The sequence below is a fragment of the Streptomyces sp. NPDC001153 genome, assembly GCF_053598315.1.
Genome location: NZ_JBSFJZ010000006.1, coordinates 130,635 through 156,006, shown reverse-complemented (window position 1 = coordinate 156,006; position 25,372 = coordinate 130,635). Strand labels below are relative to the sequence as shown.

Sequence of the window (25,372 nt, the reverse complement as noted above, 5' to 3'; positions counted from 1 at the left end):
GATGGACCCCACGGCCCAGGCGGTGCTCCCGGCCGCCGACGACACACCCGGGAGAACACGTGGCGGCGGCGCGTACCTGCGGTACGCGGCGATGAAGGCGGGCGGCGCGGTCGTGTCGCTGCTCGCCGTGCTCGTCACCGGCTTCTTCCTGTTCCGGCTGATCCCGGGCGACCCGGTGAAGACGATGACCGGGGGACGGCCGGTCTCGGCCCCGCAACTCGCCGAGTACCGAAAGGAGTTCGGGCTCGATCTGCCGCTGTGGGAGCAGTTCACGGACTACTGCGGCAAGGCGCTCACCGGCGACCTGGGCACCTCCTACCAGTTCCACGCCCCCGTCATCGACAAGATCACCGAGGCGCTGCCCAACACCCTGCTGCTCACCGGCACCGCGTTCGTGCTCTACACCGCGCTCGGCCTCGTCCTCGGCACCCGCGCCGCCTGGCGCCGGGGCCGGTTCGCGGACCGGTTCCACACCGGGCTGGCCCTGACCCTGTACTCGGTGCCGTCGTTCTGGCTGGGGCTGCTGCTCATCATCGTGTTCGCGGTGGGAGCGGGCCCGATCCCGGGTCTCTTCCCCACCGGCGGCATGGAGACGGGCGGCAGGCACGGCCTCGCCTACGCCGTCGACGTCGCCCACCATCTCGTGCTGCCCGTCATCACGCTGGTCGCGGTCGAGTACGGGCAGACCCTGCTGGTCACCCGCTCCGCGCTGCTCGACGAGATGGACAGCGACTATCTGACGACCGCGCGTGCCAAGGGCCTGCGCGACGACCTGGTACGGCGCCGGCACGCCGTGCCCAACGCCCTGCTGCCCACCGTCACGCTGCTCTTCGTCAACCTGGGCCGGACGGTCGCGGGCGTCATCCTGGTCGAGACCGTGTTCTCCTGGCCCGGTCTGGGCGGCCTGTTCTATCAGGCGCTCAGCGTGCCCGACCTGCCGCTCGTGCAGGGCCTGTTCCTCTTCTTCGCCTCGGCGGTGATCGTCATGAACACCCTGGCCGACCTCGTCTATCCGCTGCTCGACCCGAGGGTGGGCCGGACATGACCACGGAGATCCTCGCGGGCCCGAGCGCCCGGGCACTGGCCTGGCAGCGCAGGCGCCGAGCCGCCGCACGGTTCTGGCGCCAGTACCGCTCCCACCGCGCGGGCCTCGTCGGTCTCGCCGCCCTCGCCCTCTTCGCCCTGGTGGCGCTGACCGCACCGCTCACGGTCGGCTCGGACGTGGCGAGCGTGACCGGCGCGCCCGGGCAGCCCCTGCAGGGGCCGAGCGGCGCGTTCCCGCTGGGCACGGACCGGTTCGGCCGGGACCTGCTGGGGCTGCTGGTGTGGGGCTCCCGGGTCTCGCTGCTGGTCGGGCTGCTGGCGGCGGTGCTGTCGGTGGCGATCGGCGCGCTGGTGGGCATCACCGCGGGCCACTTCAAGGGCGCGTACGCCACCGTGCTGATGCGGATCACCGACTGGTTCCTGGTGATGCCGACGCTGGTGCTGGCCATCGCGCTCGCCACCGTGATGTCCCGTTCCCTGGGCACGGTGATCCTCGCGATCGGTGTGACGACCTGGCCCACCACGGCACGCCTGGTCCGGGCACAGACGCTGGCGGTGGAGTCGCGGCCGTACATCGAACGCGCCAGGGCGCTCGGCGGCGGGCACTGGCACGTCATGACCCGGCACGTGCTGCCCAACGTGCTGCCCCTGGTCCTCGCCCAGACGACCCTGATGGTCTCCTCCTCCATCCTCGCCGAGGCGACCCTGGCCTTCCTGGGGCTCGGCGACCCGACGGTGGTGTCCTGGGGCGGGCTGCTCCAGGACGCGCGGGAGACGGGGGCGGTCAGCTCCGGCGACTGGTGGTACCTGGCGCCGCCCGGCATCGCGGTCGCGGGCGTGGCGCTGGCGTTCACCCTGTGCGGGCGGGCCGTGGAGTCCGTGCTCAATCCCAGGCTGGGGGTGGCCCGTTGACACTGCTGGAGGTCCGGGACCTGAAGGTCACCTATCCGGGCGGAGCGGCCGCCGTACGCGGGGTGGACCTGTCGCTCGCGGCCGGGCGGACACTGGGCATCGCCGGCGAGTCGGGGTGCGGCAAGTCCACGCTGGCGCTGGCACTGCTGCGTCTGCTGCCGGCCGGCACCGAGGTCGCCGGGGAGATCCTGCTGGACGGCGAGGACGTGCTGAGCATGCGCTGGGGGCGGCTGCGGGCGGTCCGCTGGGCCGGGGCCTCGATCGTCTTCCAGGGGGCGATGCACTCCCTCAACCCCGTGCACCGGGTCGGCGACCAGATCGCCGAGCCGATCCTGCTGCACGGCGGGGCGAGTGCGGCCGCCGCCCGCACCCGCGCCGGGGAACTGCTGGAGCAGGTCGGGCTGCCCGCGGCGCGGGCGTCGGCGTACCCGCACGAGCTGTCCGGCGGGCAGCGGCAGCGGGTGATGATCGCCATGGCGCTGGCGTGCGCACCCCGGCTGATCATCGCGGACGAGCCGACGACCGCGCTGGACGTGATGGTGCAGGCGCAGATCCTGCGGCTGATCGGCCGGCTCGTCGCCGAACAGGACCTGGCGCTGGTCATGATCAGCCATGACCTGGCGGTGCTGGCCGACACCTGCGACCGGCTCGTGGTGATGTACGCCGGGCGCGTGGTGGAGCAGGGCCCCGCACGGGCGGTGTACGAGGATGCCCGGCATCCCTACGCCGGGGCCCTGTCGGCCGCCTTCCCGCGCATCGGCGACCCCGCCTCCCGGTTCGCTCCGCGCGGGCTGCCCGGCGACCCGCCCGACCCCGCCGCGCTGCCGCCGGGCTGCACCTTCCATCCGCGCTGCCCGGTGGCGCTGCCGGTCTGTGCGACACAGGACCAGCCGCTGCGGGAGGCGGGGGACGGGCACCGGGCGGCATGCGTACGCGTCGGCACACCGACGGCGGAGCCCGCGGAGCCGGCGGAATCCGCGGGCACCGCCGAGAACGCGGGGAGCACTCCATGACGCACTCCGAGCAGCAGACACCGCCCCTGCTCAGCGCCCGCGGGCTGGGGGTGGCCTTCCCCGGCCGGCACGGGGGCGCGCCGGCCCGCGCGGTCGACGGGGTCGAACTCGACATCCGGGCCGGGGAAATCGTGGCGCTGGTGGGTGAGTCGGGGTGCGGGAAGTCCACTCTGGCCCGGGCGTTGCTGGGGCTGGTACGGCCGACGCAGGGACAGGTGACGTTCGCCGGGCGTCCGCTGCAGTACTCGACGCGGGCGCTGCGGGCGTACCGGCGGCGGGCCCAGCTGGTGCTGCAGGATCCCACCGGTTCCCTCAATCCCCGGCACACGGTGTACGACGCGGTGGCCGAGGCCCTGCGCATCCACGGGCACGCCGGGGACGAACGGGCGGCGGTCGCCGAGGCCCTGGCCCGGGCCGGGCTGCGCCCGCCGGAGCGGTTCTTCCTGCGCTATCCGCACGAGCTGTCCGGGGGCCAGCGGCAGCGCGTGGTGATCGCGGGCGCGCTGGTGCTGCAGCCCGAACTCCTGGTCGCCGACGAGCCGGTGGCCTCCCTGGACGCCTCGGTACGCGGCGAGATCCTGGCGCTGCTGCTCCGGCTGCGCGCGGATCTCGGTCTCGCGGCGCTGGTCGTGACCCACGATCTGGGGCTGGCGTGGAACATCGCCGACCGGGTGGCGGTGATGTACCTGGGGCGGATCGTGGAGACAGGCACGGTCGAGCAGGTCCTGACCGCTCCCCGGCACCCGTACACGCAGGCACTGCTGTCGGTGCTGCCGGAGGCCGACGGTGCACCGGTGGTGCTCACCGGCGAGCCCCCGGACCCCGCCCGCATCCCCGCAGGCTGCCGCTTCCACGCCCGCTGCCCGGTACTGGCGACCGGTGAGGCGGACCGCACGGGCGTGGCCCGGGCCTGCCGCACCGAGGACCCGGGCATCCTCGCCCCGGCCCCGGAGGCACAGGTGGCCTGCCACTGGGCACGAACCCGAACAGCGGACGAAGCACCCGCCTGACGACACCGCCACGCGGCAGCCTCCCCGCCCGGTGACGGCCCGATGCCCGCCCGACGACGCCGCCACGCGGCAGCCTCCCCACACGGGTGACAGGGCCGAAGGCCCGCCCGAAACCGCCCACGAACGGCCGCCTCCCCACCCAGACGGCGCGCCGGGGGCCCGCCCGACGACGCCGACGCACCGCCGCCTCCCCACCCAGACAGCAGGCCGAACGCCCGCCCGGAAACACCCGCACACGGCCGCCTTCCCGCCCAGACGGCAGGCCGGAGGGCCGCGCGAAAACGCCGGTTGCCGGCCCCCTCGTGGTGTGAGGGGGCCGGCAACCGGCGTCGGCGGGAGGGGGTCAGGCCGCGTGGACCACGTCCTTGTCCTCGGCGAAGTGGCAGGCCGACTCGTGGGCCGCCGGGGAGTCCGAGCCCTGGAAGGGCTCGGGCACGGCGAGGAGCGGGATCTCCTCGGCGCACTTGTCCTGGGCCTTCCAGCAGCGGGTGCGGAAGCGGCAGCCCGACGGCGGGTTGGCCGGGGACGGGACGTCGCCGGTGAGGATGATCCGCTCGCGGTGCTCGCGGGCCTCCGGGTCCGGGACCGGGACTGCGGAGAGCAGCGCCTGGGTGTAGGGGTGCGTCGGGTGGTCGTAGATCTGCTCGTCCGTGCCGATCTCGGCGATCTTGCCGAGGTACATCACACCCACGCGGTCCGAGATGTGCCGGACGATCGACAGGTCGTGCGCGATGAAGATGTAGGAGAGGTTGAACTCGTCCTGCAGTCGCTCCATCAGGTTGATGACCTGCGCCTGGACGGAGACGTCCAGCGCGGAGACCGGCTCGTCGCAGATGATGATCTCGGGGTTGAGCGCCAGGCCGCGGGCGATGCCGATGCGCTGGCGCTGACCGCCGGAGAACTGGTGCGGGTAGCGGTTGATGTGCTCGGGGTTGAGGCCGACGACCTCCAGCAGCTCCTGCACCTTGCGGCGCCGGTCGCCCTTGGGGGCCACGTCGGGGTGGATGTCGAAGGGCTCGCCGATGATGTCGCCGACCGTCATCCGCGGGTTGAGCGAGGTGTACGGGTCCTGGAACACCATCTGGATGTTCCGGCGCACCGCCTTCAGGGCGCGCCCGGACAGCTTGGTGATGTCCTGGCCCTTGTAGAAGACCTCGCCCGCGGTGGCCCGCTCGAGGTTCATCAGCAGCTTGGCCACGGTGGACTTGCCGCAGCCGGACTCGCCGACGATGCCCAGGGTCTCGCCCTGGTAGAGGTCGAAGGACACGCCGTCGACGGCCTTGACCGCACCGACCTGACGCTTGAACAGGATGCCCTGGGTGAGCGGGAAGTGCTTCACCAGGTTGCGCACCTGCAGGATCGGTTCCCCGCGCTCCACCGGTGCCTCGACGGCGGCGATGGCCGCCTCCTCGGTGGCTGCCTCGACCTTGTCCACCGGCACGGTGTTCGGGGTCTCGGCCGCGTCCCCAGCCGTGGGCTCAGCCATTGAGGGTCTCCTTCCAGAAGTGGCACGCGCTGCGGCGGCCGACCAGTTCCCGGCCCTCGTCACCGGTGATCTGGGCGAGCTTCGGGACGTCCGTACGGCAGACGTCCTGCGCCTTGGGGCAGCGCGGGTTGAACGCGCAGCCCTCCGGGATCCGCAGCAGGTTGGGCGGCAGGCCCTTGATCGCGTACAGCTCCTGGCCCTTCTGGTCCAGGCGCGGGATGGAGTCGAGCAGACCCCGGGTGTACGGGTGAGCGGGGTTCTTGTAGAGCTCGTGCACGGGGGCGGCCTCGACGATCCGGCCCGCGTACATCACCGCGATCTTGTCCGCGACGTCGGCGACCACGCCGAGGTCGTGGGTGATCAGGATCAGGCCCATGTTGAACTCGCTCTTGAGCTCCGCGAGCAGGTCCATGACCTGCGCCTGGACCGTCACGTCGAGCGCGGTGGTCGGCTCGTCGGCGATGATCAGGTCGGGCTCCAGGGCGAGCGCCATGGCGATCATGATGCGCTGGCGCATACCGCCGGAGAACTGGTGCGGGTAGTCGTTGACCCGCGCCGCGGCGGCCGGGATCTTCACCCGGTCCATCAGCTCGATCGCCTTGGCCTTGGCCTCCTTGCGGGACATGCCCCGGTGCACCCGGAACATCTCGCCGAGCTGGTAGCCGACGGTCAGCACCGGGTTGAGCGAGGAGAGCGCGTCCTGGAAGATCATGGCGATCTCGGCGCCGCGGATCTTCCGGCGCTCCTCGCCGGACATCTTCAGCATGTCCCGCCCGCGGAAGAGGATCTCCCCCTGCGGGATGCGGGCCGGGGGCATGTCCAGGATGCCCATGATGGCCTGCGCGGTGACCGACTTGCCGGAGCCGGACTCGCCGAGCACGGCGAGCGTCTCGCCCGGCGCCACGGTGTAGTTGACGCCGTTGACCGCCTTGGCCACGCCCTCACGGGTGTGGAACTCCACATGCAGGTCACGGACTTCGAGCAGCGGGGTCTGCTCGTCGCCGGTGCCGCGCGCGGCGGGGACGGCGTTCTCGATGATGGTCATGGATTACGCCCTCCTCAGCGCAGCTTGGGGTCGAAGGCGTCGCGGACCACGTCGCCGAGCATGATGAACGCGAGCACCGTCAGGCTCAGCGCGCCGGCCGGGAACAGCAGGGCGTGCGGCGAGGTGAGCCAGCGGTCCTGGGCGTCACTGATCATCAGACCCCAGGAGATGGCCGGGGACTGGACGCCGATGCCCAGGTAGGACAGCGAGGCCTCGGCGGCGATGTAGACGCCCAGGTTCATCGTGGAGACGACCACGATCGGGGCGAGCGTGTTGGGCAGGATGTGCCGGAACGCGATCCGCATCGGCCCCGCGCCGAGCGCCCGGGCGGCGGCGACGTAGTCGTTGTACTTGTTGCCGATGACCTCACCGCGCATGATCCGGTAGACCTGCGGCCAGCCGAGGACCGACAGCACGACGGACACGGTCCAGACGTTGCTGCTGCCCACCATCGACATGATCAGCAGACCGCCGATGAGGATCGGCAGCGCGTAGAAGATCTCGGAGAAGCGGGAGACCAGCGAGTCGATCCAGCCGCCCGTCAGACCGGCCAGCATGCCGATGACAGCGCCGAGCACCGTCGTCAGGACGGTGGAGACCACGCCGACGATGATCGAGTTGCGGGTGCCCCACACCGTACGGGTGTAGATGTCGCAGCCCTGGACGTCGTAGCCGAACCAGTGGCCGCTGCGCGGGCCGTCCATCGAGTGCGTCAGGTCGCAGAAGCCGTCGCTGAGCGGGGAGCGGGAGGTGAACATACCGGGCGCGATCGCCAGCACCAGCAGGCACAGGATGATGAAGGCCGAGATGAGGAACATCGGCCGCTTGCGCAGGTCGGTCCAGCCGTCGCGCCACAGGCTGGCGACGCGCTCCGGCTTGCCCTCCGGTGCCGGCGCCTTGGCCGTGGGGCCGTCGGCGGGCACGGGCCGTTCGATGATCTGTTCACTCATAGCGGATCCTCGGGTCGAGCACGGCGTAGAGGACGTCGACGACGAGGTTGGCCACCAGGTAGATCAGGATGAGCAGGGTGACCAGGCCCACGACGACAGGCCCCTCGCGCAGGGAGACGGACTGGGCCAACTGACCGCCGATACCGGGGAGGTTGAAGACCCGCTCCGTGATGATCGCGCCACCCATCAGCGAACCGAGGTCCATGCCGAGGAAGGTGACGACGGGGATGAGGGAGTTGCGCAGCGCGTGGACGCCGATGACACGGCGGCGCGGCAGGCCCTTGGCGATGGCGGTGCGGACGTAGTCCGAGCGGACCGACTCGATCATGCTGGTCCGGGTCAGCCGGGCGATGTACGCCATCGACGTGGCCGCCAGCACCAGGCCGGGCAGCACGTAGCTGGCGGGCCAGCCGTCCTCGATGCCCGCGACCGGCGTCAGCTTGAACTTGACGCCCAGCTCGAGCTGGAGGACGTTGCCGAGCACGAACACCGGGATCGAGATCAGGAACAGCGTGGCGATGAAGACCAGGTTGTCCAGGAACTTCCCGCGCTTGAGCGCCGAGAGGATACCGGCCAGGATGCCGATGACCGCCTCGAAGCCGAACGCCGTCAACGCCAGCTTCAGCGTGATCGGGAAGCGCTGGGCGACGATGTCACTGATCGACCGGCCGGTGTAGGTGGTGCCCAGGTCGCCTCGGAAGACGCCGCTGATGTAGTGCCAGTACTGCACCACCAGCGGGTCGTCGAGGTGGTACCGCGCGCGCAGCACCAACGCCAGGTGGGGGTCCTGCTTCTCGCCCATCAGGGCCCTGATCGGGTCGCCTGGCAGCAGGAAGACCAGGCAGTAGATGAGGAACGTGACGCCTATGAGTACAGGGATCGCCTGCAGCACACGGCGCACGACGAATCGGCCCATTGGTTCTCCAAGGAATGCTGGCCCGGTCCGGCGCCCCGGGGGAGGGCGCTCGCCGGTCGGACCCAACGGCGAAGAGGGTGGGCGGGGGAGCCGTCGTGCTCCGGCGGTTCCCCTGCCCACCCCGGCCCGCTACTTCACGTCGCGGGCGCTGTTTTCGGCCTCGCTCAGGCGAGCTTGATGCTCGTCCAGTCGATCTGGTGAGCGATGATGTTCATCGAGCTGATCTTGTTGCTGAAGCCCGTGTTCAGACGGTAGAAGTACACCGGGATGTACGGCAGGTCCTTCAGCAGGACGTCGTCCGCCGCCTGGTACTTCTTGATGGCGTCGGCCGGGCTGGTCGCCTGGTCGCCCTGGCTCAGCAGCTTCTCGAACTCCGGGTTGGTGTAACCGGCGTAGTTCGAGCCGTTCTGGATCGCGTCCTTGGAGAAGATCGGACGGAGGAAGTCCTCCATGTTCGGGTAGTCCATCTGCCAGCCCATACGGAAGGCGCCCTGGTACTTCTTGGCGTCCAGGTCGTTCAGGATGGTCTGGAACTGCTCGAACGGCTTGGCCGTCACCTTGACGCCGAGGCTCTTCTGGATCTGGTTGGCCACGGCCTCGACCCAGACCTTGTGGTCGCCGTCGGCGTTGTAGCCGATCTCCAGGGAGTTGCCGGGCAGACCGCCGGCCTCCTGGAAGAGCTGCTTGGCCTTGGTCGGGTTGTAGGTGCACGCGTCACCACAGGCACCCTTGCGGTAGCCGTCGATCAGCGGCGGGAAGTAGTCGTCGGCCGCGGTGCGGGCACCGAGGAACACCTTCGAGGCGATGATGTTCCGGTCGATGGACATCGAGATGGCCTGGCGGATCTTCGGGTTCGCGAAGGCCTTGTTGTACTTCAGCGGGAAGCCGATGTAACCGGTCGCGCCCTCGGGGACGTCGATGGTGTGGCCCGGCAGGTCCTTCTTGTACGTGGCCAGACCCGAGGTCGGGATGACCGGCAGGACGTCGAGGTTGCCCGCGACCAGGTCCTTGTAGGCGGTGTCCTGGTTCGAGTAGACCTTGAAGTCGATGCCCTTGACCGTGTACTTGGACGCCTCGGGGAACTTGGCGTACTTGGTCAGGCTGATGCCCTCGTTGTCGACGAAGGACGTCTTGGCCTCGTAGGGGCCGTTGCCGATCGGCTTCTTGCCGAAGCCCTTCGGGTCCTTGAAGAAGGCCTTCGGCAGCGGCACGAAGCCGGTGAACGACAGCTGGGTCGGGAACGCCGAGAACGGCGCCGTCAGCGTGACCTGGAGGGTGTTGGCGTCGACCGCCTTCAGGCCGGACATCGTGTGGACCTTGACGGTCTTCTTCGGGCCCGGGTTCAGGTCCGTGTAGCCCTGGATGTGGCTGAAGAGCGCGTTGGTCTGCTGGGCGTTGGTCTGGTCGGCGCCGTAGTTCCAGGCGTCGACGTACGACTGCGCGGTGACCTGCTCGCCGTTGTGGAACGTGTAGCCCGGCTTCAGCTTGATCGTCCAGACCTTGTTGTCCGTCGTGGTGATGGACTGGGCCTCGTCGTTGACGATCTTGTTGTTCGGGTCGATCTTCGTGAGACCGGTGAACAGGGCGTGGATGACCTGGCCGCCCTCGGTCTCGTACGTGTTGGACGGGACAAGCGTGTTCTGCGGCTGTCCGATCTCGACCGACACGACGCCGTTGCTCTTACCGCCGGCATTGCCGTTACCAGTGTCGCCACCGCCACCACAGGCAGTCGCGCCCATGGCCACGACTATCGCGACCGCGGCCCACCTGGCGCCCTTGGCACCACGCATGGGGCTCCTCCTCAATGAGTCCATTGGTTCACCACATGGAGGGGCACAAGACGCATCACCGTCACCGGTGCTTGCGATCGTCAGGTGCCCCCGCGCTCGTGAGTCGGCGCCGCCAGCGGCGTGACCCTTTTTGCTCCGAGCTCTACGCGCCTAACTATCTGCCATGTGAACCGGCGTGAACCACACCCTCAAGGTCTCGGTTCGATCACAGCTGTCGCGAACTTCTTCCAAAATCCGGACAAACGGTTAGGCGAAAGATCCCTGCGAAACGGACTTGTTACACAACTATCGGGCCCAGTTGTCCGTATAGCGGACAAGTGGTGGTAGAAAACCGGTTGCGCGAATCGGCTGCGTGGGCATGCCCGGCGCGATCGACATCACGCCGGGACGTATCGCAGTGCACCGGGTCAGGTCGGGACGCATCGGACCGAGCGCTCGGACAGACCGGCGCGAGGGGCCAACAACCGCAGATTCCGGTCACTCTAACAACGTCGCACGGCGGCCCGGCCCCCTCGCGGGGATCTGACGCCCCGTCGTAGGGAAAACCCTCTACGCCCCTGACCTCCACCGACGCCTTTGACGGCGCCCGGAACGGCACGAGGGCCCGCCCGGCGGTCGCCGGACAGGCCCTCGGTGCGTGCACGGCCCGCGAACGGCCGTGTCCCGGCACGTCAGCCGTGCTTGGCCCTGCTGGCCGCACGGGCGCGCTCACGCTGGTCCAGGTTCACCTTGCGGATGCGGACCGCCTCCGGGGTCACCTCGACGCACTCGTCGTCACGGCAGAACTCCAGCGACTGCTCCAGCGACAGCTTGCGCGGCGGCACGATCGATTCGGCCACATCGGCCGTCGAGGACCGCATGTTGGTGAGCTTCTTCTCCTTGGTGATGTTGACGTCCATGTCGTCGGAGCGGGAGTTCTCTCCGACGATCATGCCCTCGTACACCTCGGTGCCCGGCTCCACGAACAGCACGCCGCGCTCCTGGAGGTTCGTCATCGCGAACGCGGTGACCGCGCCGGCGCGGTCGGCGACCAGCGAGCCGTTGTTGCGGGTCTGCAGCGTGCCGAACCAGGGCTCGTGGCCCTCGTGGATGGAGTGGCCGATACCGGTGCCGCGGGTCTGGGTCAGGAACTCGGTCCGGAAACCGATCAGACCACGCGAGGGCACGACGAACTCCATGCGCACCCAGCCGGAACCGTGGTTGGACATGTTGTCCATGCGGCCCTTGCGGACACCCATCAGCTGCGTGACGGCGCCCATGTGCTCCTCGGGCACGTCGATCGTCATGCGCTCGACCGGCTCGTAGACCTTGCCGTCGACGTCCTTGGTGACGACCTGCGGCTTGCCGACGGTCAGCTCGTAGCCCTCCCGGCGCATGGTCTCGACCAGGATGGCGAGCGCCAGCTCACCACGGCCCTGCACCTCCCAGGCGTCCGGGCGCTCGGTGTCCAGCACGCGCAGCGAGACGTTACCGATCAGCTCGCGGTCCAGGCGGTCCTTGACCTGGCGGGCGGTGACCTTGCGGTCCTTCACGGCCGCCTTCGCGTCGGCACCCTTGCCGGTGCCGCCGCGGCCGACCAGCGGCGAGGTGTTCGTACCGATGACCATGGAGATCGCCGGCTCGTCCACCGTGATCAGCGGCAGCGGGACCGGGTTCTCGGTGTCGGCCAGCGTCTCGCCGATCATGATGTCCGGGATACCGGCGACCGCGCAGATGTCACCGGGGCCGGCCTTCTCGGCCGGCTTGCGGGTGAGCGCCTCGGTCATCATCAGCTCGGAGATGCGGACGTTGCTGATGGTGCCGTCGCGCTTGATCCACGCGACCGTCTGGCCCTTGCGCAGCTCGCCCTGCTCGACCCGGAGCAGCGCGATACGGCCGAGGAAGTTGTCGGCGTCGAGGTTGGTGACGTGGGCCTGGAGCGGCGCGTCCTCCTCGTACGTCGGCGCGGGGATGTGCTCCAGGATCGTGGAGAAGAACGGCTCCAGGCTGTCGGAGTCCGCCGGGACCGTGCCGTTCTCGGGCTTGGTCAGCGAGGCGATGCCGTCCCGGCCGCAGGCGTAGACGATCGGGAACTCGATCTGCTCCTCGTCCGCGTCCAGGTCCAGGAAGAGGTCGTAGGTCTCGTTGACGACCTCGTCGATCCGGGCGTCCGGGCGGTCCGTCTTGTTGATGCACAGGATGACGGGCAGCCGGGCCTGCAGCGCCTTGCGCAGCACGAACCGGGTCTGCGGCAGCGGGCCCTCGGAGGCGTCCACCAGCAGCACGACACCGTCCACCATGGACAGACCGCGCTCGACCTCGCCGCCGAAGTCGGCGTGGCCGGGGGTGTCGATGATGTTGATGGTGATCGGGTCCCCGCCGTCCTTCGGGTGGTACTTCACCGCGGTGTTCTTGGCGAGGATCGTGATGCCCTTCTCACGCTCCAGGTCGTTCGAGTCCATCATGCGGTCGTCGACGCCTTCGAGCTGATGGGCGGCGAAGGCGCCGGCCTGCTTCAGCATGCCGTCGACGATGGTGGTCTTGCCGTGGTCGACGTGAGCGACGATGGCGACGTTGCGGATGTCGTGGCGCGTGGCCATAGTGCGACGAACTCCCGGGGTGTGAGGATTGCCCTGCGCGTACGTCTGTGTCACGCGGGTCCTGCCGGGCTGGACACGCCACGGCCTCACCCCATGGTACGTGGCCTCACGGGAACCGGCCTCCTCAGGGCTGTGTGATCATCTCCTCGCAGGTCAGCCCTTGGGGCCGGCGGAGGCGCTCGTGGGACCGGCGGGGACCTTCGCGCCCTTCTTCAGGAAGCCCATGTCCTCGTAGACCGGCGTCTGGAATCCGAACGCCCCGGCGTTGACCAGGTTCTTCCGCACCGCCACGAGCTGAGGCCGCTGATAGAGCGGAATGGACGCGGCCGAGGCCCAGATCCTGGCGTCCGCCTTGCGGATCAGCGACACCTCGTCGTCCTCGTCCAGGGTGGCCGCGGCCTCGTCGAACAGCTGGTCCACCTGGTCCGTGCCGACCCGCGTGTAGTTCTGCTCGACGTTCACCGAGCCGTCCGCCGCCGGCACCGGCTTGGCGAACACCGGCCGGTCGTCCGTCGCCGGGAACGCGGAGGACGGCCAGGAGTACAGCGCGAGGTCGAAGTCGCCGGCGGCGATGTGGTCCTTGAAGTAGCTCGCGTCCGGGACCCTGCTGATCGTCGTCCGGATGCCGACCCGCTCCAGCATGGCCGAGATCCGCTCGGCGACCGAGTTCAGCGTCTCGGAGCCGGAGCCGGACGGGAGCACGAAGCGGAGCTGCAGCGGCTTGCCGTCCTTGGCGAGCTGCTGTGCCGCAGCGGCCGCCGGCGCGGCCGTGCCCTGGGGGGCGTAGGCGCCCTGTGCGCCACCGCGCCTGCCCTCCTGGGCCAGGTGCCGGTCGCCGCCGTCCCCCCGTCCGCCGTTCTTGCCGTTCTCGTCGTTGTCCTCGCCGACGATGTACTCGCCGTCCCTGCCGCCGTCGGACTTGTCCTCCCTGACCTTCTTCTCGCCGTCCTTCTTCTCGCCGTCCTTCTTCTCGCTCTTCCTGCCCTCGGGGCCGGCCGCTTTCTGGCCCTTCTTCTGCTCCTTGACCGGGCCGCCCGGCACCCAGCCGGCGTCGGCGAGCAGCTCCTGCGCCTGCTTGGTGTCCTGGCCGCCGATCGCGCCGCTGTTGTCGGTGTACGCGGCCTGCCCGGACAGGGCGAGATGACTGCCGACCGGCACGGCGGGCAGACCCAGCGGGGTGAGGACCAGCCTGGCCAGTTCCCGGCGGTCCAGGGCGCGGGCGACGGCCCGGCGGACGCGTTCGTCGGCGAGGGGCCCCCTGGAGCCGTTCAGGGCGAGCTGGGTGTAGGCGGCCTCCAGCGACCTGCGGACCTCGACGTCGCGCAGCGCCTGCTGTTCGTCCAGGTACTCGGAGATGGCCTTGCGCAGCTTCTTCCGGCCGGCCCTGACGTCGTCGGAGTCGAAGTCGTGCGCCCGCGCCCATGCGCGCAGCTGCTTGACCGAGGTCTTGCCGGAGCCCTGCAAGGGGTTCGCCGCGCTGTGCGCGGCGAGCCCGATCCGCTGGGCGTCACCGGGGTCGACGTCGGCGACGTCCACGCTGCCGTCGGCGAGCGCGGCGGCCCGCTTGTCGCGGGGTACGGCGTGCAGCACGATCTCGTTCAGCTTGGCGGGCCGGCCCCACCAGCGCGGGTTGCGGGTGAGGACGACGTCCTTCTTGGCGGTGTCGACCTTGTCCACCTTGAAGGGCCCGGCGGTGACCTGCAGCTTGCGGCGGGCGCCGTCGTTGAAGGCGTCCGGAGTACCCATGACGTCCTTCGGGTACAGCGGGGAGAACAGCGACTTCCAGTCGGCGTACGGGCGGGAGAAGGTGACCCGGACCTGGAGGTCGTTGGCGCCGCGCTCGATCTTCTCGATGCGGTCGTAGCCGGCGTTGCGGGCCGTCCAGTACGAGCTGTTCTTCCCGGACAGGGCGCGCCACTGGGCGACGAAGTCGGCGGCGCCGATCTCCCGGCCGTCGCTCCACACGGCCTGCTGGTTCAGCTTGTACAGCACGACCTGGCGCGGCTCGGTCTCGATGACCTTGGCCGACTCCAGGTAGGCGGGGTTGGGCACCGGCCGGCCGGTGGCGTCCAGCCGGAACATCGACGGCAGGACCGCCTGGGCGATGCGACTGGTGCCGGCGTCGGCGTCGGCCTGGAAGGTGTTCAGGGTCTCCGGTACGGCGTCGACGGCCCACTTCAGGGTCCCGCCGTCGGCGACCAGGTCGCGGGCGACCGGGGCGATGTCCTGCCCGGCGAGGGGCCCCGCCACCTTCTCGTCGGAACCGCATCCGGCGAGGAACGGCACCGCGAGCGCGCCGGCGGTGAGGAAGGAGACCGAGCGCATCACCGCACGCAGTCCCACGCCGTGGTGGTACATCTCTGCTACCTCCGGGAAGCCGCGGGTTTATGCTCGCTTGTGTCGGTATGTGGAGCTGATCACCTTTGGCGGTATATGGAGCTGATCAGATCTATGCGGCCCACTGAAGAGGAAAGGATCCGGCCACAGCGGGCGACACGGCGACGGCGGGTGGTAACCCCACCCGTGTGGCGCAACACCACCGGAGATGCACCAGTGCGCCTCCGCCAATCGCTGCACACGCCTTCACATCGACAGGTGTGACGCGCAACACTCCAAGGCGCATGAACGTTGCCGCGCAGGGCCCGCCGGATCCGCGGAAGTGAGGGCAAGTCATGTCCGTGCACGACGACATCACCTCGGTCCAGCGCTCTCTCGACGATCTGAACCGGTCGCTGGGACGCCTGGAACACCAGCTCGGCAGCGGCGGCCTGGAGATGCGCCGGGTCCGGTTGGACGCCGACCATCTGCGCGAGAGCGTGGCGCTGCTGCGTGAGGCCGCCACCACCGGGGAGGCCCCGCGCCGCCCCGACCTCGTCACCATCTCCGACACGCCGTATGACACCAGCCTGTGGGTGGGCTCGGACGACGAGGGCCTGGGCGCCCGCGACCGGCACGCCCCCTGAACCGACCCGAACCGACCGGAGTCATCCCTTGGCCACTGGTACGGAACCCCAACAGAACAGCGGCGGCGTACGAGCCGGTGCGCGCGCCGCGATCACGGCCCCGCATCTGCGGACCGACCGCTGGTGGCTGGCGCCCGCCGTCACCGCGGCCGGTCTGCTGGCCTTCGTCGTCTACTCGACCTGGCGGGCCTTCGCGAATGCGGACTACTACGCGGCGCCGTACGTCTCGCCGTTCTACTCGCCGTGCCTGGCGAGCAACTGCCGGACCATGCACGCGGGCCCGAACGCCGATCTCTTCGGCAGCTGGTGGGGCATCTCCCCCGCGATCATCATCCTGATCTTCCCGCTCGGCTTTCGGCTGACCTGCTACTACTACCGCAAGGCGTACTACCGCAGCTTCTGGGCGTCCCCGCCCGCCTGCGCCGTCGCCGAGCCGCACAAGACGTACACCGGTGAGACCCGCTTCCCGCTGATCCTGCAGAACGTCCACCGCTACTTCTTCTACGCGGCCCTGCTGGTCGCCGGCGTGCTCACCTACGACACCGTGCTGTCCTTCCGGGACACGCACTACCGGTGGGGCCACATGGGGCTCGGCACCCTGGTGTTCCTGGTCAACATCGTGCTGATCTGGGCGTACACGATCTCCTGCCACTCCTGCCGGCACATCGTCGGCGGCAAGCTCAAGCACTTCTCCAAGCACCCCGTGCGCTACGGGGCGTGGCAGTTCGTCGGCAGGCTCAACGCCCGGCACATGCAGCTGGCCTGGGCGTCGCTGCTGAGCGTGGCGTTCGCCGACTTCTACGTCTATCTCGTCGCGTCCGGGGTCTTCGCCGACCCGCGCTTCTTCTAGGAACAGGTGAGCCGTCTGATGTCCGTGGTGGACCGCCAGGAGTGGGACGTCGTCGTGGTCGGTGCCGGCGGCGCCGGGCTGCGGGCCGCGATCGAGGCGCGCGAACGGGGCGCCCGTACGGCGGTGATCTGCAAGTCGCTGTTCGGCAAGGCGCACACGGTGATGGCCGAGGGCGGCATCGCGGCGGCCATGGCCAACGCCAACGAGCACGACAACTGGCAGGTGCACTTCCGCGACACCATGCGCGGCGGCAAGTTCCTCAACCAGTGGCGGATGGCCGAGCTGCACGCGCAGGAGGCCCCGGACCGGGTGTGGGAGCTGGAGACCTGGGGCGCGCTGTTCGACCGTACGAAGGACGGCCGGATCTCCCAGCGCAACTTCGGCGGCCACGAGTACCCGCGGCTCGCGCACGTCGGCGACCGTACGGGCCTGGAACTGATCCGCACGCTCCAGCAGAAGATCGTCGCCCTGCAGCAGGAGGACTTCAAGGAGACCGGGGACTACGAGTCCCGGCTGAAGGTCTTCCAGGAGTGCACGGTCACGCGGGTCCTCAAGGACGGGGACCGTGTCTCCGGTCTCTTCGCCTACGAGCGCGAGACCGGCCGCTTCTTCGTCCTGGAGGCCCCCGCGGTCGTGATCGCGACCGGCGGCATCGGCAAGTCCTTCAAGGTCACGTCCAACTCGTGGGAGTACACGGGTGACGGGCACGCCCTCGCCCTGCTCGCGGGCGCGCCGCTGCTGAACATGGAGTTCGTGCAGTTCCATCCCACCGGCATGGTCTGGCCGCCGTCGGTGAAGGGCATCCTCGTCACCGAGTCGGTGCGCGGCGACGGCGGGGTCCTGCGGAACTCCGAGGGCAAGCGGTTCATGTTCGACTACATCCCGGACGTCTTCAAGGAGAAGTACGCCGAGTCGGAGGAGGAGGCCGACCGGTGGTACGAGGACCCGGAGAACAACCGGCGCCCACCGGAACTGCTCCCCCGCGACGAGGTGGCCCGCGCCATCAACGCCGAGGTCAAGGCGGGCCGGGGCTCGCCGCACGGCGGGGTCTTCCTGGACGTGTCCACGCGGATGCCCGCCGAGGTGATCCGGCGCCGGCTGCCGTCGATGTACCACCAGTTCAAGGAGCTGGCGGACGTCGACATCACGGCGGAGGCGATGGAGGTCGGGCCGACCTGCCACTACGTGATGGGCGGCATCGCCGTCGACTCCGACACGGCGGCGGCGCGCGGGGTGCCGGGCCTGTTCGCGGCCGGTGAGGTGGCCGGCGGTATGCACGGCTCCAACCGGCTCGGCGGCAACTCGCTCTCCGACCTGCTGGTCTTCGGGCGCCGGGCGGGCTGGCACGCGGCGGAGTACGCCCAGGGGCTGGCGGATCGGCGTCCGCCGGTGGACGACGCCCAGGTCAACACGGCCGCGGCGGAGGCCCTGCGCCCGTTCTCCGCCGAGGCGGACCGGGAGGGCGAGGCGGGCCCGCCGGAGAACCCGTACACCCTGCACCAGGAGCTCCAGCAGACCATGAACGACCTGGTCGGCATCATCCGCCGCGAGGGCGAGATGGAGCAGGCCCTGCGCAAGCTCGCGGAGCTGCGGGGACGCGCCCGCCGGGCCGGGGTCGAGGGCCACCGCCAGTTCAACCCCGGCTGGCATCTGGCGCTGGACCTGCGGAACATGCTGCTGGTCAGCGAGTGCGTGGCCCGTGCGGCCCTGGAGCGCACCGAGTCGCGCGGCGGCCACACCCGCGAGGACCACCCCACGATGGACCGCAAGTGGCGCAACGTGAACCTGCTGTGCACCCTCGCCGACCCCACCGGCGGCCTCGCGGCGACCGACTCCGGCCGCGGCCAGGTCCGCCTCACCCGCGAGACCACCGCCCCCATCCGCCCGGACCTGCTCGCCCTCTTCGAGAAGGAGGAGCTGGTCAAGTACCTCGCCGAAGAGGAGCTGTACGAGTGAGCAGCTACGAGGCCCGCTTCAAGGTGTGGCGGGGTGATGAGCAGGGCGGCGGCCTGGAGGACTTCACCGTCGAGGTGAACGACGGCGAGGTGGTCCTCGACATCGTCCACCGCCTCCAGGCCACCCAGGCCCCCGATCTGGCCGTGCGCTGGAACTGCAAGGCCGGCAAGTGCGGTTCGTGCTCGGCGGAGATCAACGGCCGCCCCCGGCTGATGTGCATGACCCGCATGTCGGTCTTCGACCGCGCGGAGACCATCACCGTCACGCCCCTGCGCACCTTCCCGGTGATCCGCGACCTGGTGACGGACGTCGGCTTCAACTACCAGAAGGCGCGGGAGGTTCCGGCGTTCGTGCCGCCCGCCGGGCTGGGCGCCGGCGAGTACCGGATGATGCAGGAGGACGTGGACCGTTCGCAGGAGTTCCGCAAGTGCATCGAGTGCTTCCTGTGCCAGGACACCTGCCATGTCGTCCGCGACCACGAGGAGAACAAGACGGCATTCGCGGGCCCGCGTTTCCTGATGCGGATCGCCGAACTCGACATGCACCCGCTGGACGCGGCCGCGGAGACCGGCCTGGACCGGGGGCGCACGGCCCAGGGCGAACACGGCCTCGGCTACTGCAACATCACCAAGTGCTGCACGGAGGTCTGCCCCGAGGGCATCAAGATCACCGACAACGCGCTGATCCCCATGAAGGAGCGCGCGGTCGACCGCAAGTACGACCCGCTGGTGTGGCTCGGCTCGAAGATCAGGAGGCGGTCCTCCTAGGAGCGGGGCGACCGGGGCGCTGGGAGAGAACCTGGACCACCGTGCCCGCCATCCACAGGCACCACCCGGCGGCCGGAAGGGCGCCCAGCCCCGCGTCGGCGAGCGGCCCGAGGAACATGAACAGGCCCAGCCCGACCGCGTTGGCCAGCGCCCCGTACCCCCACAGCCGGGGCCGCAGCACCCGGCGCCGGGCCAGTGGCGGTATCCACTCCGCCACCACGGCCAGGGCGCCGAGCACGCCCATGAACGCCACCGCCGGCACGCCCGCCACCACCAAGAACATGTGCATGCCGATCATGCTCCCACCCGTGCCGCCCCAGCGGCACGACTGCCCGCAGCCACGGGGAATTGCTGTCGTGTTCCGGTCACCGTCACCGGACCCAGTCTTCCCGATAGGCCGTCCAGTCCGCCTCGGTGGCCGCGAAGTCGACGTAGAGGGCGACGCCGAAGCGGGCCCGGTCCCTGTCGGTGCGGGACAGGCCGAGGCGGACCCCGCGTACGGCGGCCGGGACGGTCTCGGCTCGGGCCCGGTGGCCGAAGCGGTTCTCGTGGTAGAAGGGCAGGCCCATGAGCAGGTCGGTGGACTCGGGGGTGACCTCCAGGGCCAGCGAGGTCTGCTGGGCGACATAGCCGCCGTACAGGCTCTGCAACGGCTGCATGGTGTCGTACGACATCACCGCGATCTGGTCGACGCGCCGCGCGACCTGCCCGAAGTACGCCTGCGACCACCACTTGGGGTGGCCGGTCACGGTGCCCCAGAAGGAGTGGAGGGCCGGCAGCGGATCGATCTGGTGGGCGGCGACGGAGAGCACGGCGTGGTGGGCGCGGGTGACGCGGTGCAGGGCGTCCAGGAGGGCGAGGTAGTTCCGGTCGCCGGAGTGCAGGGGCTCCAGGTCGAAGTGGGCGCCCTGGAAGCCGGCGGCGAGGATCTGCCGGGTGGACTCGACGACGGCAGCGCGGGTGGCGGGGCGCTCCAGGTGCATGGCGTACGGCTTCTCCGGGGCGACCTCGTCGCCGAGCCAGGCCTGCACACGGATGTGCGGCGCCCGGCGGCGCAGGGCTTCCGTGAGCCAACGGGCCCTGGGATACGCCGACTCGGGGAGCGTGCCGTCGTGTTCCAGGGGACCCGCGTGGACGTACAGGTCACGGATGCCGGTGTCGCGCAGACGGCCGGCGAGCGCGGTGACGTCGGCGTCGGTCCTGCGGCCGTCGATCCAGGCGTGGCCGAGCCAGACGGCGTCGCGGCCGCGGGTGTACGTGCCGCTGTCGGGGGTCCCGGTGTAGTCGAGGCGGAGGGCGGTCTCCGCGGCGAGGGTGGGAAGGAGCAGCAGGAGGACGAGGGCGAGCGCGGTGCGCCTGAGTGTGCGCGCCCATGTGCGTTTCCGGCTCCTGTCGGCGGGGCGGCTTTCGTCCCCGGGTGCGGGCGGCCCCTGTGGGCTTTCCTCGGCGTCGGCGGCCTCGGGCGGTCGTGGCGTGGGCGCGCCGGTACGCCCGTCCGCGCCTCCCCCGTCCGTCGTCGCCGCTTCCGTTTTCGCCCCGTCGCCGTCTCTGGTGTCCATTCCTGCCCCCTGCCCATCCCGTCCCCCACCCGTATCCATCCCGCTCGCGAAGGCGCCTACCTGCCCATACGCTCCAAAATGTGACGTCCTCCCCGATCCGCGGCCGGCCCCGGCGCGCCAAGGCGCACATATGGGTGCGGGTGGCGCATGCCGTGGTGGGTGTCGTGGTCGGGGCCGGGTGGCTGGTGTTGCCGGTGATGACGGGCGGTGCGCAAGATCCGGTTCCCGTGACGCCCGCCGGGACCGTCGCGAGCGCCACCGCGCCGCAGCAGGACGAGACGTCCGCCACCGACCTCCTGCTGCCCCTCATCGCGGTGGTCGCCGCCGTGGGGCTGGCCGGATACGGCTACCTGCGCCGCACCCGCCGCGCCCGTACCCGTACGACCCCCGGGATCGTCTCCGTCGCCCCGCCCGCGCCCACTCCGGCCGACTCCGAGCGCCAGGCGCGCGCCGCGCTGGTCCTCGCCGACGACTGTGTCCGCACGAGCCGGGAGGAACTCTCCTTCGTCCAGGAGCGGTTCGCGCGAACGGACACCGAGCCCTTCGTCGACGCGCTGCGGGCCGCCGAGACCGAGCTGGCGGCCGCGTGCGCGATCTGGCGTCGGTACGAGCAGGGGGTCCCGGAGGACGACGTGGCCCGGCGGCAGGCGCTGGTCGGCGTGGTCGGCCGGTGCGCGGAGGCGGGGCGCCGGCTGGATGCCCAGGCTCCCGCGCTGGACCGGCTGCGGCGGCTGGAGGAGCCGGAGCCGGCCGGAGCGCTGGAGGTCGCCGAGCGGCGGTTCCGGGAGCTGACGGGGCGGACGCCGGCCGCCGAGGAGACCCTGGCCACCCTGCGCGACCGCTGCACTCCCGCGGCCGTCGCGCCCGTCACCGGGTACCTCGAACAGGCCAAGGACCGGCTGGTGTTCGCCACCTCGCGGCTCAACGAGGCCCGCCAGTCGGCCGACGCGGGCGACGGCGCGCGGGCCGCCGGGCAGCTGCGCGCCGCCGAGGGCGCGGTGGCCCAGGCCGACGTCCTGGTCACCGGGGTGGAGCGGCTCGCCGCGGAGCTGCGGGAGGCGGCGGAGCTGGTGCCGGCCGCGCTGACCGGCGCGGAGGCGGAGATCGCGGCGGCCCGGAAAGGGGGCGTTGTGGTTCCGCTGACCAGCGGTGAGCTGCACGCCCGGCTGGCCCACGCGGACGGCGTGCTGGCCGCCGTACGGGAGGAGCTGACGGCGGGCGCGTACGACCCGCTGGACGCCCTGCGCCGGATCGCGCGGGCGGTGGAGCGGCTGGAGACGGGCCGCGCAGGTGCGCCGGCCGCCGCTGCGCTGCTCGTGGCGAGGAGTTCCGTCGCCGGGGCGGAGGACTTCGTCACGGTGCACCGGGGTGCGGTGGGCCCACAGGCGCGGGTCCGCCTGGCGGAGGCGGCACGCGAACTGGGCGCGGGTCACGCCGGCCAGGCCGATGCCATCGCCCGCGAGGCCCGGGACCTGGCCGAGCAGAACGTACGGGCCCACGGCAACCCGCACACGGGCGCCGACGGAGACGCACCGGGCCTGGCCGCTGCGGTCCTGGGCGGAGTCCTCCTGGCCGAGGACCCGGACGGCGGGCCACCGGCGAGCTACGGCGGCCCGGAAACACGGTCCCGCCGCAGCCTCTGAGCAGCTGCCCGGCCGATCGGGCCGTCCAGGTCCGAGCCCCGGGTGGCCGGTGTCAGAAGAGGCTCAGCAGAGCCTCCGCCGGGTCGGTGAGGCCTGCCTCTCCGCCGGGGAGCGGCAGCTCGAACCACACGGTCTTGCCGCGAGGCGTCCGGCGCGAGCCCCAGGCCGCGCTGAGCAACCCCACCAGCTGCAGCCCCCGGCCGCCCTCGTCGGTGTCCCGGGCCCGTCGGCGCCGGGGCTGGACCAGCCCGGAGTCCCACACCTCGCAGACCAGGGTGCGGTCCAGCAGCAGCCGGAGCCGTATCTCCCCCTCGCCGTACCGCAGCGCGTTGGTGACCAGCTCGCTGACGAGCAGTTCGGTGGTGTCGACGAGCGGCTCCAGGTCCCAGCTCAGCAGCTGTCCCCGGGCATACTCCCGCGCCCGCCCCACACTCCGCGGCTCACGCGGCAGCGTCCAGTCGCCGACGGACTCGGCCGGCAGCCCCTGCACCCGCGCCATCAGCAGCGCGATGTCGTCCTCGCCGTGGTGGGTGTCGAGGGTGTTGAGGACGTGGTCGCAGACGTCCTCCAGCGGGCGGGAGGGATCGGTGAGCGCGCCGACGAACGCCTGCAGCCCCTCGTCCAGGGGGTGGTCGCGGGACTCGACCAGGCCGTCCGTGTACAGCGCCAGCAGCGCGCCCTCCGGCAGCTCGACCTCGACCTCCTCGAACGGCTCGCCGCCCACTCCCAGCGGCATGCCGGGCGGCACGTCCAGCATCAGGGCCGGCTCACCGGGCTCGACCAGGACCGGTGGCAGATGGCCCGCGTTGGCGAACGTACAGCGTCTGGTGACGGAGTCGTACACGGCGTACACGCAGGTCGCGAGGTAGACCTCGGAGAGGTCGGCGTCGCGGGGCTGGCGTGCCGTGCGCGTCGCCTGCTGCACCCCGCCCGGAGTGCCCAGCCCCCGCGCGATCTCGTCCAGCGCCGAGAGCACCTCGGCCGGTTCGAGATCCAGCAGCGCCAACGTCCGTACGGCGGTGCGGAGTTCACCCATCGCGACCGCCGCCCGCAGACCCCGCCCCATCACGTCGCCCACCACCAACGCCGTACGGTGGCCCGGCAGTTCGATCACGTCGAACCAGTCGCCGCCCACCTCGGTCGCGGCGTTGCCGGGCAGATAGCGGCAGGCGATGTCCAGCCCGGAGGCCTCGGGGTCGCCCGGCGGCAGCAGCGAGCGCTGCAGTATCAGCGCCCGCTCGTGCTCCCGGCGGTACAGGCGCGCGTTGTCGATGCAGACCGCGGCGCGCGCGGCCAGCTCCACCGCCAGGTCCCGGTCGCGGTCGCCGAACGGCTCGCTGCCCTTGGTGCGGGCGAACTGGGCGAGGCCGACGACCGTGTCGTGGGCGACCATCGGCACGGCCAGCGTGGACTGCACGAGCCCGCCCTCCTCGGGCGGTACGGCTTGCGGCCGGGCGGTGCGCAGGGCGTCCGCGCAGGGCGAGTTGAAGGGGAAGTGGTGGACCGCGCCGACCTCGACGGGCTCGCCGGCGACGGCGAAGGGCGCACCGGAGACGGCGCTCGCGAAGGCGACGCGGCGCAGTTCGGCGCTGCCGTCCGTGAGTCCGGGCGGGGTCTCGTCGCCGGTGAGCAGGCCCTGGTAGAGGTCGACGGTGGCGAGGTCGCAGAATCCGGGGACGACGACGTCGAGGAGTTCCCGGGCCGTGGTCTCCAGGTCGAGGGAGTTCCCTATGCGCGCGCCGGCCTCGTTGAGCAGGGCGAGGTTGCGCCGGGCGGCGGCGGCCTCACGGGCGGCGGCCCGGCGGGCGGTGATGTCGGTGCCGAGCCAGGCGATACCGATGGGCCGGCCGCTGCCGCTGTGCACACGGTAGAGGTTGACGGACCAGTGCCGGCGTTCCTCGGAGCCGGGGACGTGACCGGTGACATGCATGTCGGTGATGGACTGGCCGGTGTCCAGCACCCGCCGCAGGGTGGCCGAAACCCGCTCGGCCTCACCGCGCGGCAGATAGTCGTGGACGCCCTTGCCCCGGTGGTCGTCCGGGGTGCCGCCGAAGGTGGAGGCGAAGCGCTCGTTGGCCCGACGGACCCTCAGATCGGTGTCGATCAGCAGGAATCCGAACGGGGACTGACCGAAGATGGCCTGGGAGGCGGCCAGATCGGTCTCCATGCTGCGCAGGGTGCGGACGTCCACGACGATACACACGGCGGCCTTGTCGCCCTCGGCGGTCCGGGTGGGCATGACGTAGACCTCGGCCAGGCCCTCCTCGCCGCGCCCGCCGTCCGCCCTGTCCGGCATCCGGAAGGGCACGACCCCGGTCCACTCCCGCCCGTCGAGGATTTCGGCCATCTTGCGCTGGCCGCGCTCGCGCAGGTCGGGGTCGATGAAGGCCTCTATCGGGTCCATGCCGACGGCGCGTGCGGCGGGGATGCCGAAGAGCTGCTCGGCGCGCAGGCTCCACTGGTCGACCAGCCCGCCTGGACTGATGGAGAAGGACGCGACCTTGATGTAGTCGTAGATGGAACCGGGCGGACTGCTCTGCCACATGGCGTCGCCGGGTGCGGCGGCCTCCGCGGCCTGGTTCCTCGCGCCGTCCGACGGGTCCTCGGACTCCGTGGCCTTCGCTGGTATCTCGCTCACGCGAACCGTCCCCTCCAGCTCACCGCGCCCGGCACCGGTCACCGACAGCGGCTGCCCGCAGTATCCAGCACTACGGCGCCGCACGACACGGTGTTCACGATCACAGCTCGGTCCAGATGTTTTTCGGACCGGTCCGTGACAACACTTCCACTCTTCTAACCAGGGAACACGCCCTCGAATCACGCACCGCGGCGACGGCGGCGCGCCCGCGGCGCACGATGGACGCACCGCCACCCGCTGTACACCCCCGT

General features: G+C 70.9%; 19 protein-coding genes. 9 read left to right on the top strand and 10 right to left on the bottom strand.

Features of this window, described 5'->3' with window-relative positions; translation table 11 throughout:
• Position 1: 1 nt before the first annotated feature.
• The 4 genes from ACWDEN_RS08980 to ACWDEN_RS08965 are packed head-to-tail and all read left to right on the top strand — an operon-like array spanning position 2 to position 3,979.
• A complete protein-coding gene (locus ACWDEN_RS08980) occupies positions 2-1,045 on the top strand; it encodes an ABC transporter permease (RefSeq protein ID WP_450858149.1) in 1,044 nt (347 codons plus the stop codon).
• On the top strand, positions 1,042-1,956 hold the full coding sequence (locus tag ACWDEN_RS08975) for an ABC transporter permease (RefSeq protein WP_351613722.1): 915 nt from the start codon (positions 1,042-1,044) through the stop codon (positions 1,954-1,956). The genes ACWDEN_RS08980 and ACWDEN_RS08975 overlap by 4 nt, the downstream gene beginning before the upstream one ends.
• On the top strand, positions 1,953-2,969 hold the full coding sequence (locus ACWDEN_RS08970; RefSeq protein WP_351613724.1) for an ABC transporter ATP-binding protein: 1,017 nt from the start codon (positions 1,953-1,955) through the stop codon (positions 2,967-2,969). The genes ACWDEN_RS08975 and ACWDEN_RS08970 overlap by 4 nt, the downstream gene beginning before the upstream one ends.
• A complete protein-coding gene (locus tag ACWDEN_RS08965; protein ID WP_351613726.1) occupies positions 2,966-3,979 on the top strand; it encodes an ABC transporter ATP-binding protein in 1,014 nt (337 codons plus the stop codon). Before ACWDEN_RS08970 ends, ACWDEN_RS08965 begins: the two co-directional genes overlap by 4 nt.
• A 343-nt stretch (positions 3,980-4,322) precedes the next feature.
• Here ACWDEN_RS08965 and ACWDEN_RS08960 read toward each other — a convergent pair whose 3' ends face one another.
• From ACWDEN_RS08960 to ACWDEN_RS08930, 7 genes are all read right to left on the bottom strand, one after another.
• Entirely contained in the window at positions 4,323-5,465 is a 1,143-nt protein-coding gene (locus ACWDEN_RS08960) for an ABC transporter ATP-binding protein (protein ID WP_351613729.1), read from the bottom strand.
• Positions 5,458-6,510, bottom strand: a complete 1,053-nt coding sequence (locus ACWDEN_RS08955; RefSeq protein WP_351613730.1) for an ABC transporter ATP-binding protein — start codon at positions 6,508-6,510, stop codon at positions 5,458-5,460. The genes ACWDEN_RS08960 and ACWDEN_RS08955 overlap by 8 nt, the downstream gene beginning before the upstream one ends.
• Before the next feature lie 14 nt (positions 6,511-6,524).
• Positions 6,525-7,460 (bottom strand): ABC transporter permease, encoded by a 936-nt coding sequence (locus ACWDEN_RS08950; RefSeq protein ID WP_351613733.1) that lies wholly within the window; start codon positions 7,458-7,460, stop codon positions 6,525-6,527.
• Positions 7,453-8,376 carry an ABC transporter permease gene (locus tag ACWDEN_RS08945; RefSeq protein ID WP_351613736.1) on the bottom strand — a complete coding sequence of 308 codons (924 nt, stop codon included), beginning with the start codon at positions 8,374-8,376 and terminating at the stop codon, positions 7,453-7,455. Before ACWDEN_RS08945 ends, ACWDEN_RS08950 begins: the two co-directional genes overlap by 8 nt.
• Before the next feature lie 164 nt (positions 8,377-8,540).
• Positions 8,541-10,166: a peptide ABC transporter substrate-binding protein gene (locus ACWDEN_RS08940; RefSeq protein WP_351613738.1), complete on the bottom strand. Its 1,626-nt coding sequence runs from the start codon at positions 10,164-10,166 to the stop codon at positions 8,541-8,543.
• Positions 10,167-10,837: 671 nt separating this feature from the next.
• Entirely contained in the window at positions 10,838-12,745 is a 1,908-nt protein-coding gene (gene typA / locus ACWDEN_RS08935) for a translational GTPase TypA (RefSeq protein WP_351613741.1), read from the bottom strand.
• A gap of 153 nt (positions 12,746-12,898) precedes the next feature.
• Positions 12,899-15,103, bottom strand: a complete 2,205-nt coding sequence (locus ACWDEN_RS08930; protein ID WP_351613744.1) for an ABC transporter family substrate-binding protein — start codon at positions 15,101-15,103, stop codon at positions 12,899-12,901.
• Between the two features lie 314 nt (positions 15,104-15,417).
• Here ACWDEN_RS08930 and ACWDEN_RS08925 point away from each other — a divergent pair, with 314 nt between their 5' ends.
• Genes ACWDEN_RS08925 through ACWDEN_RS08910 form a run of 4 tightly spaced genes read left to right on the top strand, consistent with a single transcriptional unit; the run spans position 15,418 to position 19,281 of the window.
• The gene (locus ACWDEN_RS08925; protein ID WP_351613747.1) at positions 15,418-15,708 is read left to right on the top strand and encodes a hypothetical protein; all 291 of its coding nucleotides are present in this window, start codon (positions 15,418-15,420) and stop codon (positions 15,706-15,708) included.
• A gap of 28 nt (positions 15,709-15,736) precedes the next feature.
• Positions 15,737-16,558: a hypothetical protein gene (locus tag ACWDEN_RS08920; RefSeq protein WP_351613750.1), complete on the top strand. Its 822-nt coding sequence runs from the start codon at positions 15,737-15,739 to the stop codon at positions 16,556-16,558.
• A gap of 18 nt (positions 16,559-16,576) precedes the next feature.
• A complete protein-coding gene (locus ACWDEN_RS08915) occupies positions 16,577-18,514 on the top strand; it encodes a fumarate reductase/succinate dehydrogenase flavoprotein subunit (RefSeq protein ID WP_351613752.1) in 1,938 nt (645 codons plus the stop codon).
• A complete protein-coding gene (locus ACWDEN_RS08910) occupies positions 18,511-19,281 on the top strand; it encodes a succinate dehydrogenase/fumarate reductase iron-sulfur subunit (protein WP_351613755.1) in 771 nt (256 codons plus the stop codon). Before ACWDEN_RS08915 ends, ACWDEN_RS08910 begins: the two co-directional genes overlap by 4 nt.
• On the opposite strand, the gene ACWDEN_RS08905 is transcribed toward ACWDEN_RS08910, so the two are convergent.
• Both ACWDEN_RS08905 and ACWDEN_RS08900 read right to left on the bottom strand, forming a co-directional pair.
• Positions 19,262-19,570, bottom strand: a complete 309-nt coding sequence (locus ACWDEN_RS08905; protein ID WP_351613757.1) for a hypothetical protein — start codon at positions 19,568-19,570, stop codon at positions 19,262-19,264. The genes ACWDEN_RS08910 and ACWDEN_RS08905 overlap by 20 nt on opposite strands.
• Before the next feature lie 82 nt (positions 19,571-19,652).
• Positions 19,653-20,840 (bottom strand): glycoside hydrolase family 18 protein, encoded by a 1,188-nt coding sequence (locus ACWDEN_RS08900; RefSeq protein WP_351613760.1) that lies wholly within the window; start codon positions 20,838-20,840, stop codon positions 19,653-19,655.
• A gap of 80 nt (positions 20,841-20,920) precedes the next feature.
• On the opposite strand from ACWDEN_RS08900, the gene ACWDEN_RS08895 reads away from it, so the two are divergent.
• A complete protein-coding gene (locus ACWDEN_RS08895) occupies positions 20,921-22,483 on the top strand; it encodes a hypothetical protein (RefSeq protein ID WP_351613763.1) in 1,563 nt (520 codons plus the stop codon).
• Between the two features lie 52 nt (positions 22,484-22,535).
• Here the strand turns inward: ACWDEN_RS08895 and ACWDEN_RS08890 are convergent, their stop codons facing one another.
• Positions 22,536-25,121: a SpoIIE family protein phosphatase gene (locus ACWDEN_RS08890; protein ID WP_351613766.1), complete on the bottom strand. Its 2,586-nt coding sequence runs from the start codon at positions 25,119-25,121 to the stop codon at positions 22,536-22,538.
• Positions 25,122-25,372: the final 251 nt, after the last annotated feature.

Coding starts and splice junctions, on each gene's coding strand:
- ACWDEN_RS08980 (WP_450858149.1), top strand. CDS start 2: ATGGACCCCACGGCCCAGGCGGTGCTCCCGGCCGCCGACGACACACCC.
- ACWDEN_RS08975 (WP_351613722.1), top strand. CDS start 1,042: ATGACCACGGAGATCCTCGCGGGCCCGAGCGCCCGGGCACTGGCCTGG.
- ACWDEN_RS08965 (WP_351613726.1), top strand. CDS start 2,966: ATGACGCACTCCGAGCAGCAGACACCGCCCCTGCTCAGCGCCCGCGGG.
- ACWDEN_RS08960 (WP_351613729.1), bottom strand. CDS start 5,465: ATGGCTGAGCCCACGGCTGGGGACGCGGCCGAGACCCCGAACACCGTG.
- ACWDEN_RS08955 (WP_351613730.1), bottom strand. CDS start 6,510: ATGACCATCATCGAGAACGCCGTCCCCGCCGCGCGCGGCACCGGCGAC.
- ACWDEN_RS08950 (WP_351613733.1), bottom strand. CDS start 7,460: ATGAGTGAACAGATCATCGAACGGCCCGTGCCCGCCGACGGCCCCACG.
- ACWDEN_RS08945 (WP_351613736.1), bottom strand. CDS start 8,376: ATGGGCCGATTCGTCGTGCGCCGTGTGCTGCAGGCGATCCCTGTACTC.
- ACWDEN_RS08940 (WP_351613738.1), bottom strand. CDS start 10,166: ATGCGTGGTGCCAAGGGCGCCAGGTGGGCCGCGGTCGCGATAGTCGTG.
- typA (WP_351613741.1), bottom strand. CDS start 12,745: ATGGCCACGCGCCACGACATCCGCAACGTCGCCATCGTCGCTCACGTC.
- ACWDEN_RS08930 (WP_351613744.1), bottom strand. CDS start 15,103: ATGTACCACCACGGCGTGGGACTGCGTGCGGTGATGCGCTCGGTCTCC.
- ACWDEN_RS08925 (WP_351613747.1), top strand. CDS start 15,418: ATGTCCGTGCACGACGACATCACCTCGGTCCAGCGCTCTCTCGACGAT.
- ACWDEN_RS08915 (WP_351613752.1), top strand. CDS start 16,577: ATGTCCGTGGTGGACCGCCAGGAGTGGGACGTCGTCGTGGTCGGTGCC.
- ACWDEN_RS08905 (WP_351613757.1), bottom strand. CDS start 19,570: ATGCACATGTTCTTGGTGGTGGCGGGCGTGCCGGCGGTGGCGTTCATG.
- ACWDEN_RS08900 (WP_351613760.1), bottom strand. CDS start 20,840: ATGGACACCAGAGACGGCGACGGGGCGAAAACGGAAGCGGCGACGACG.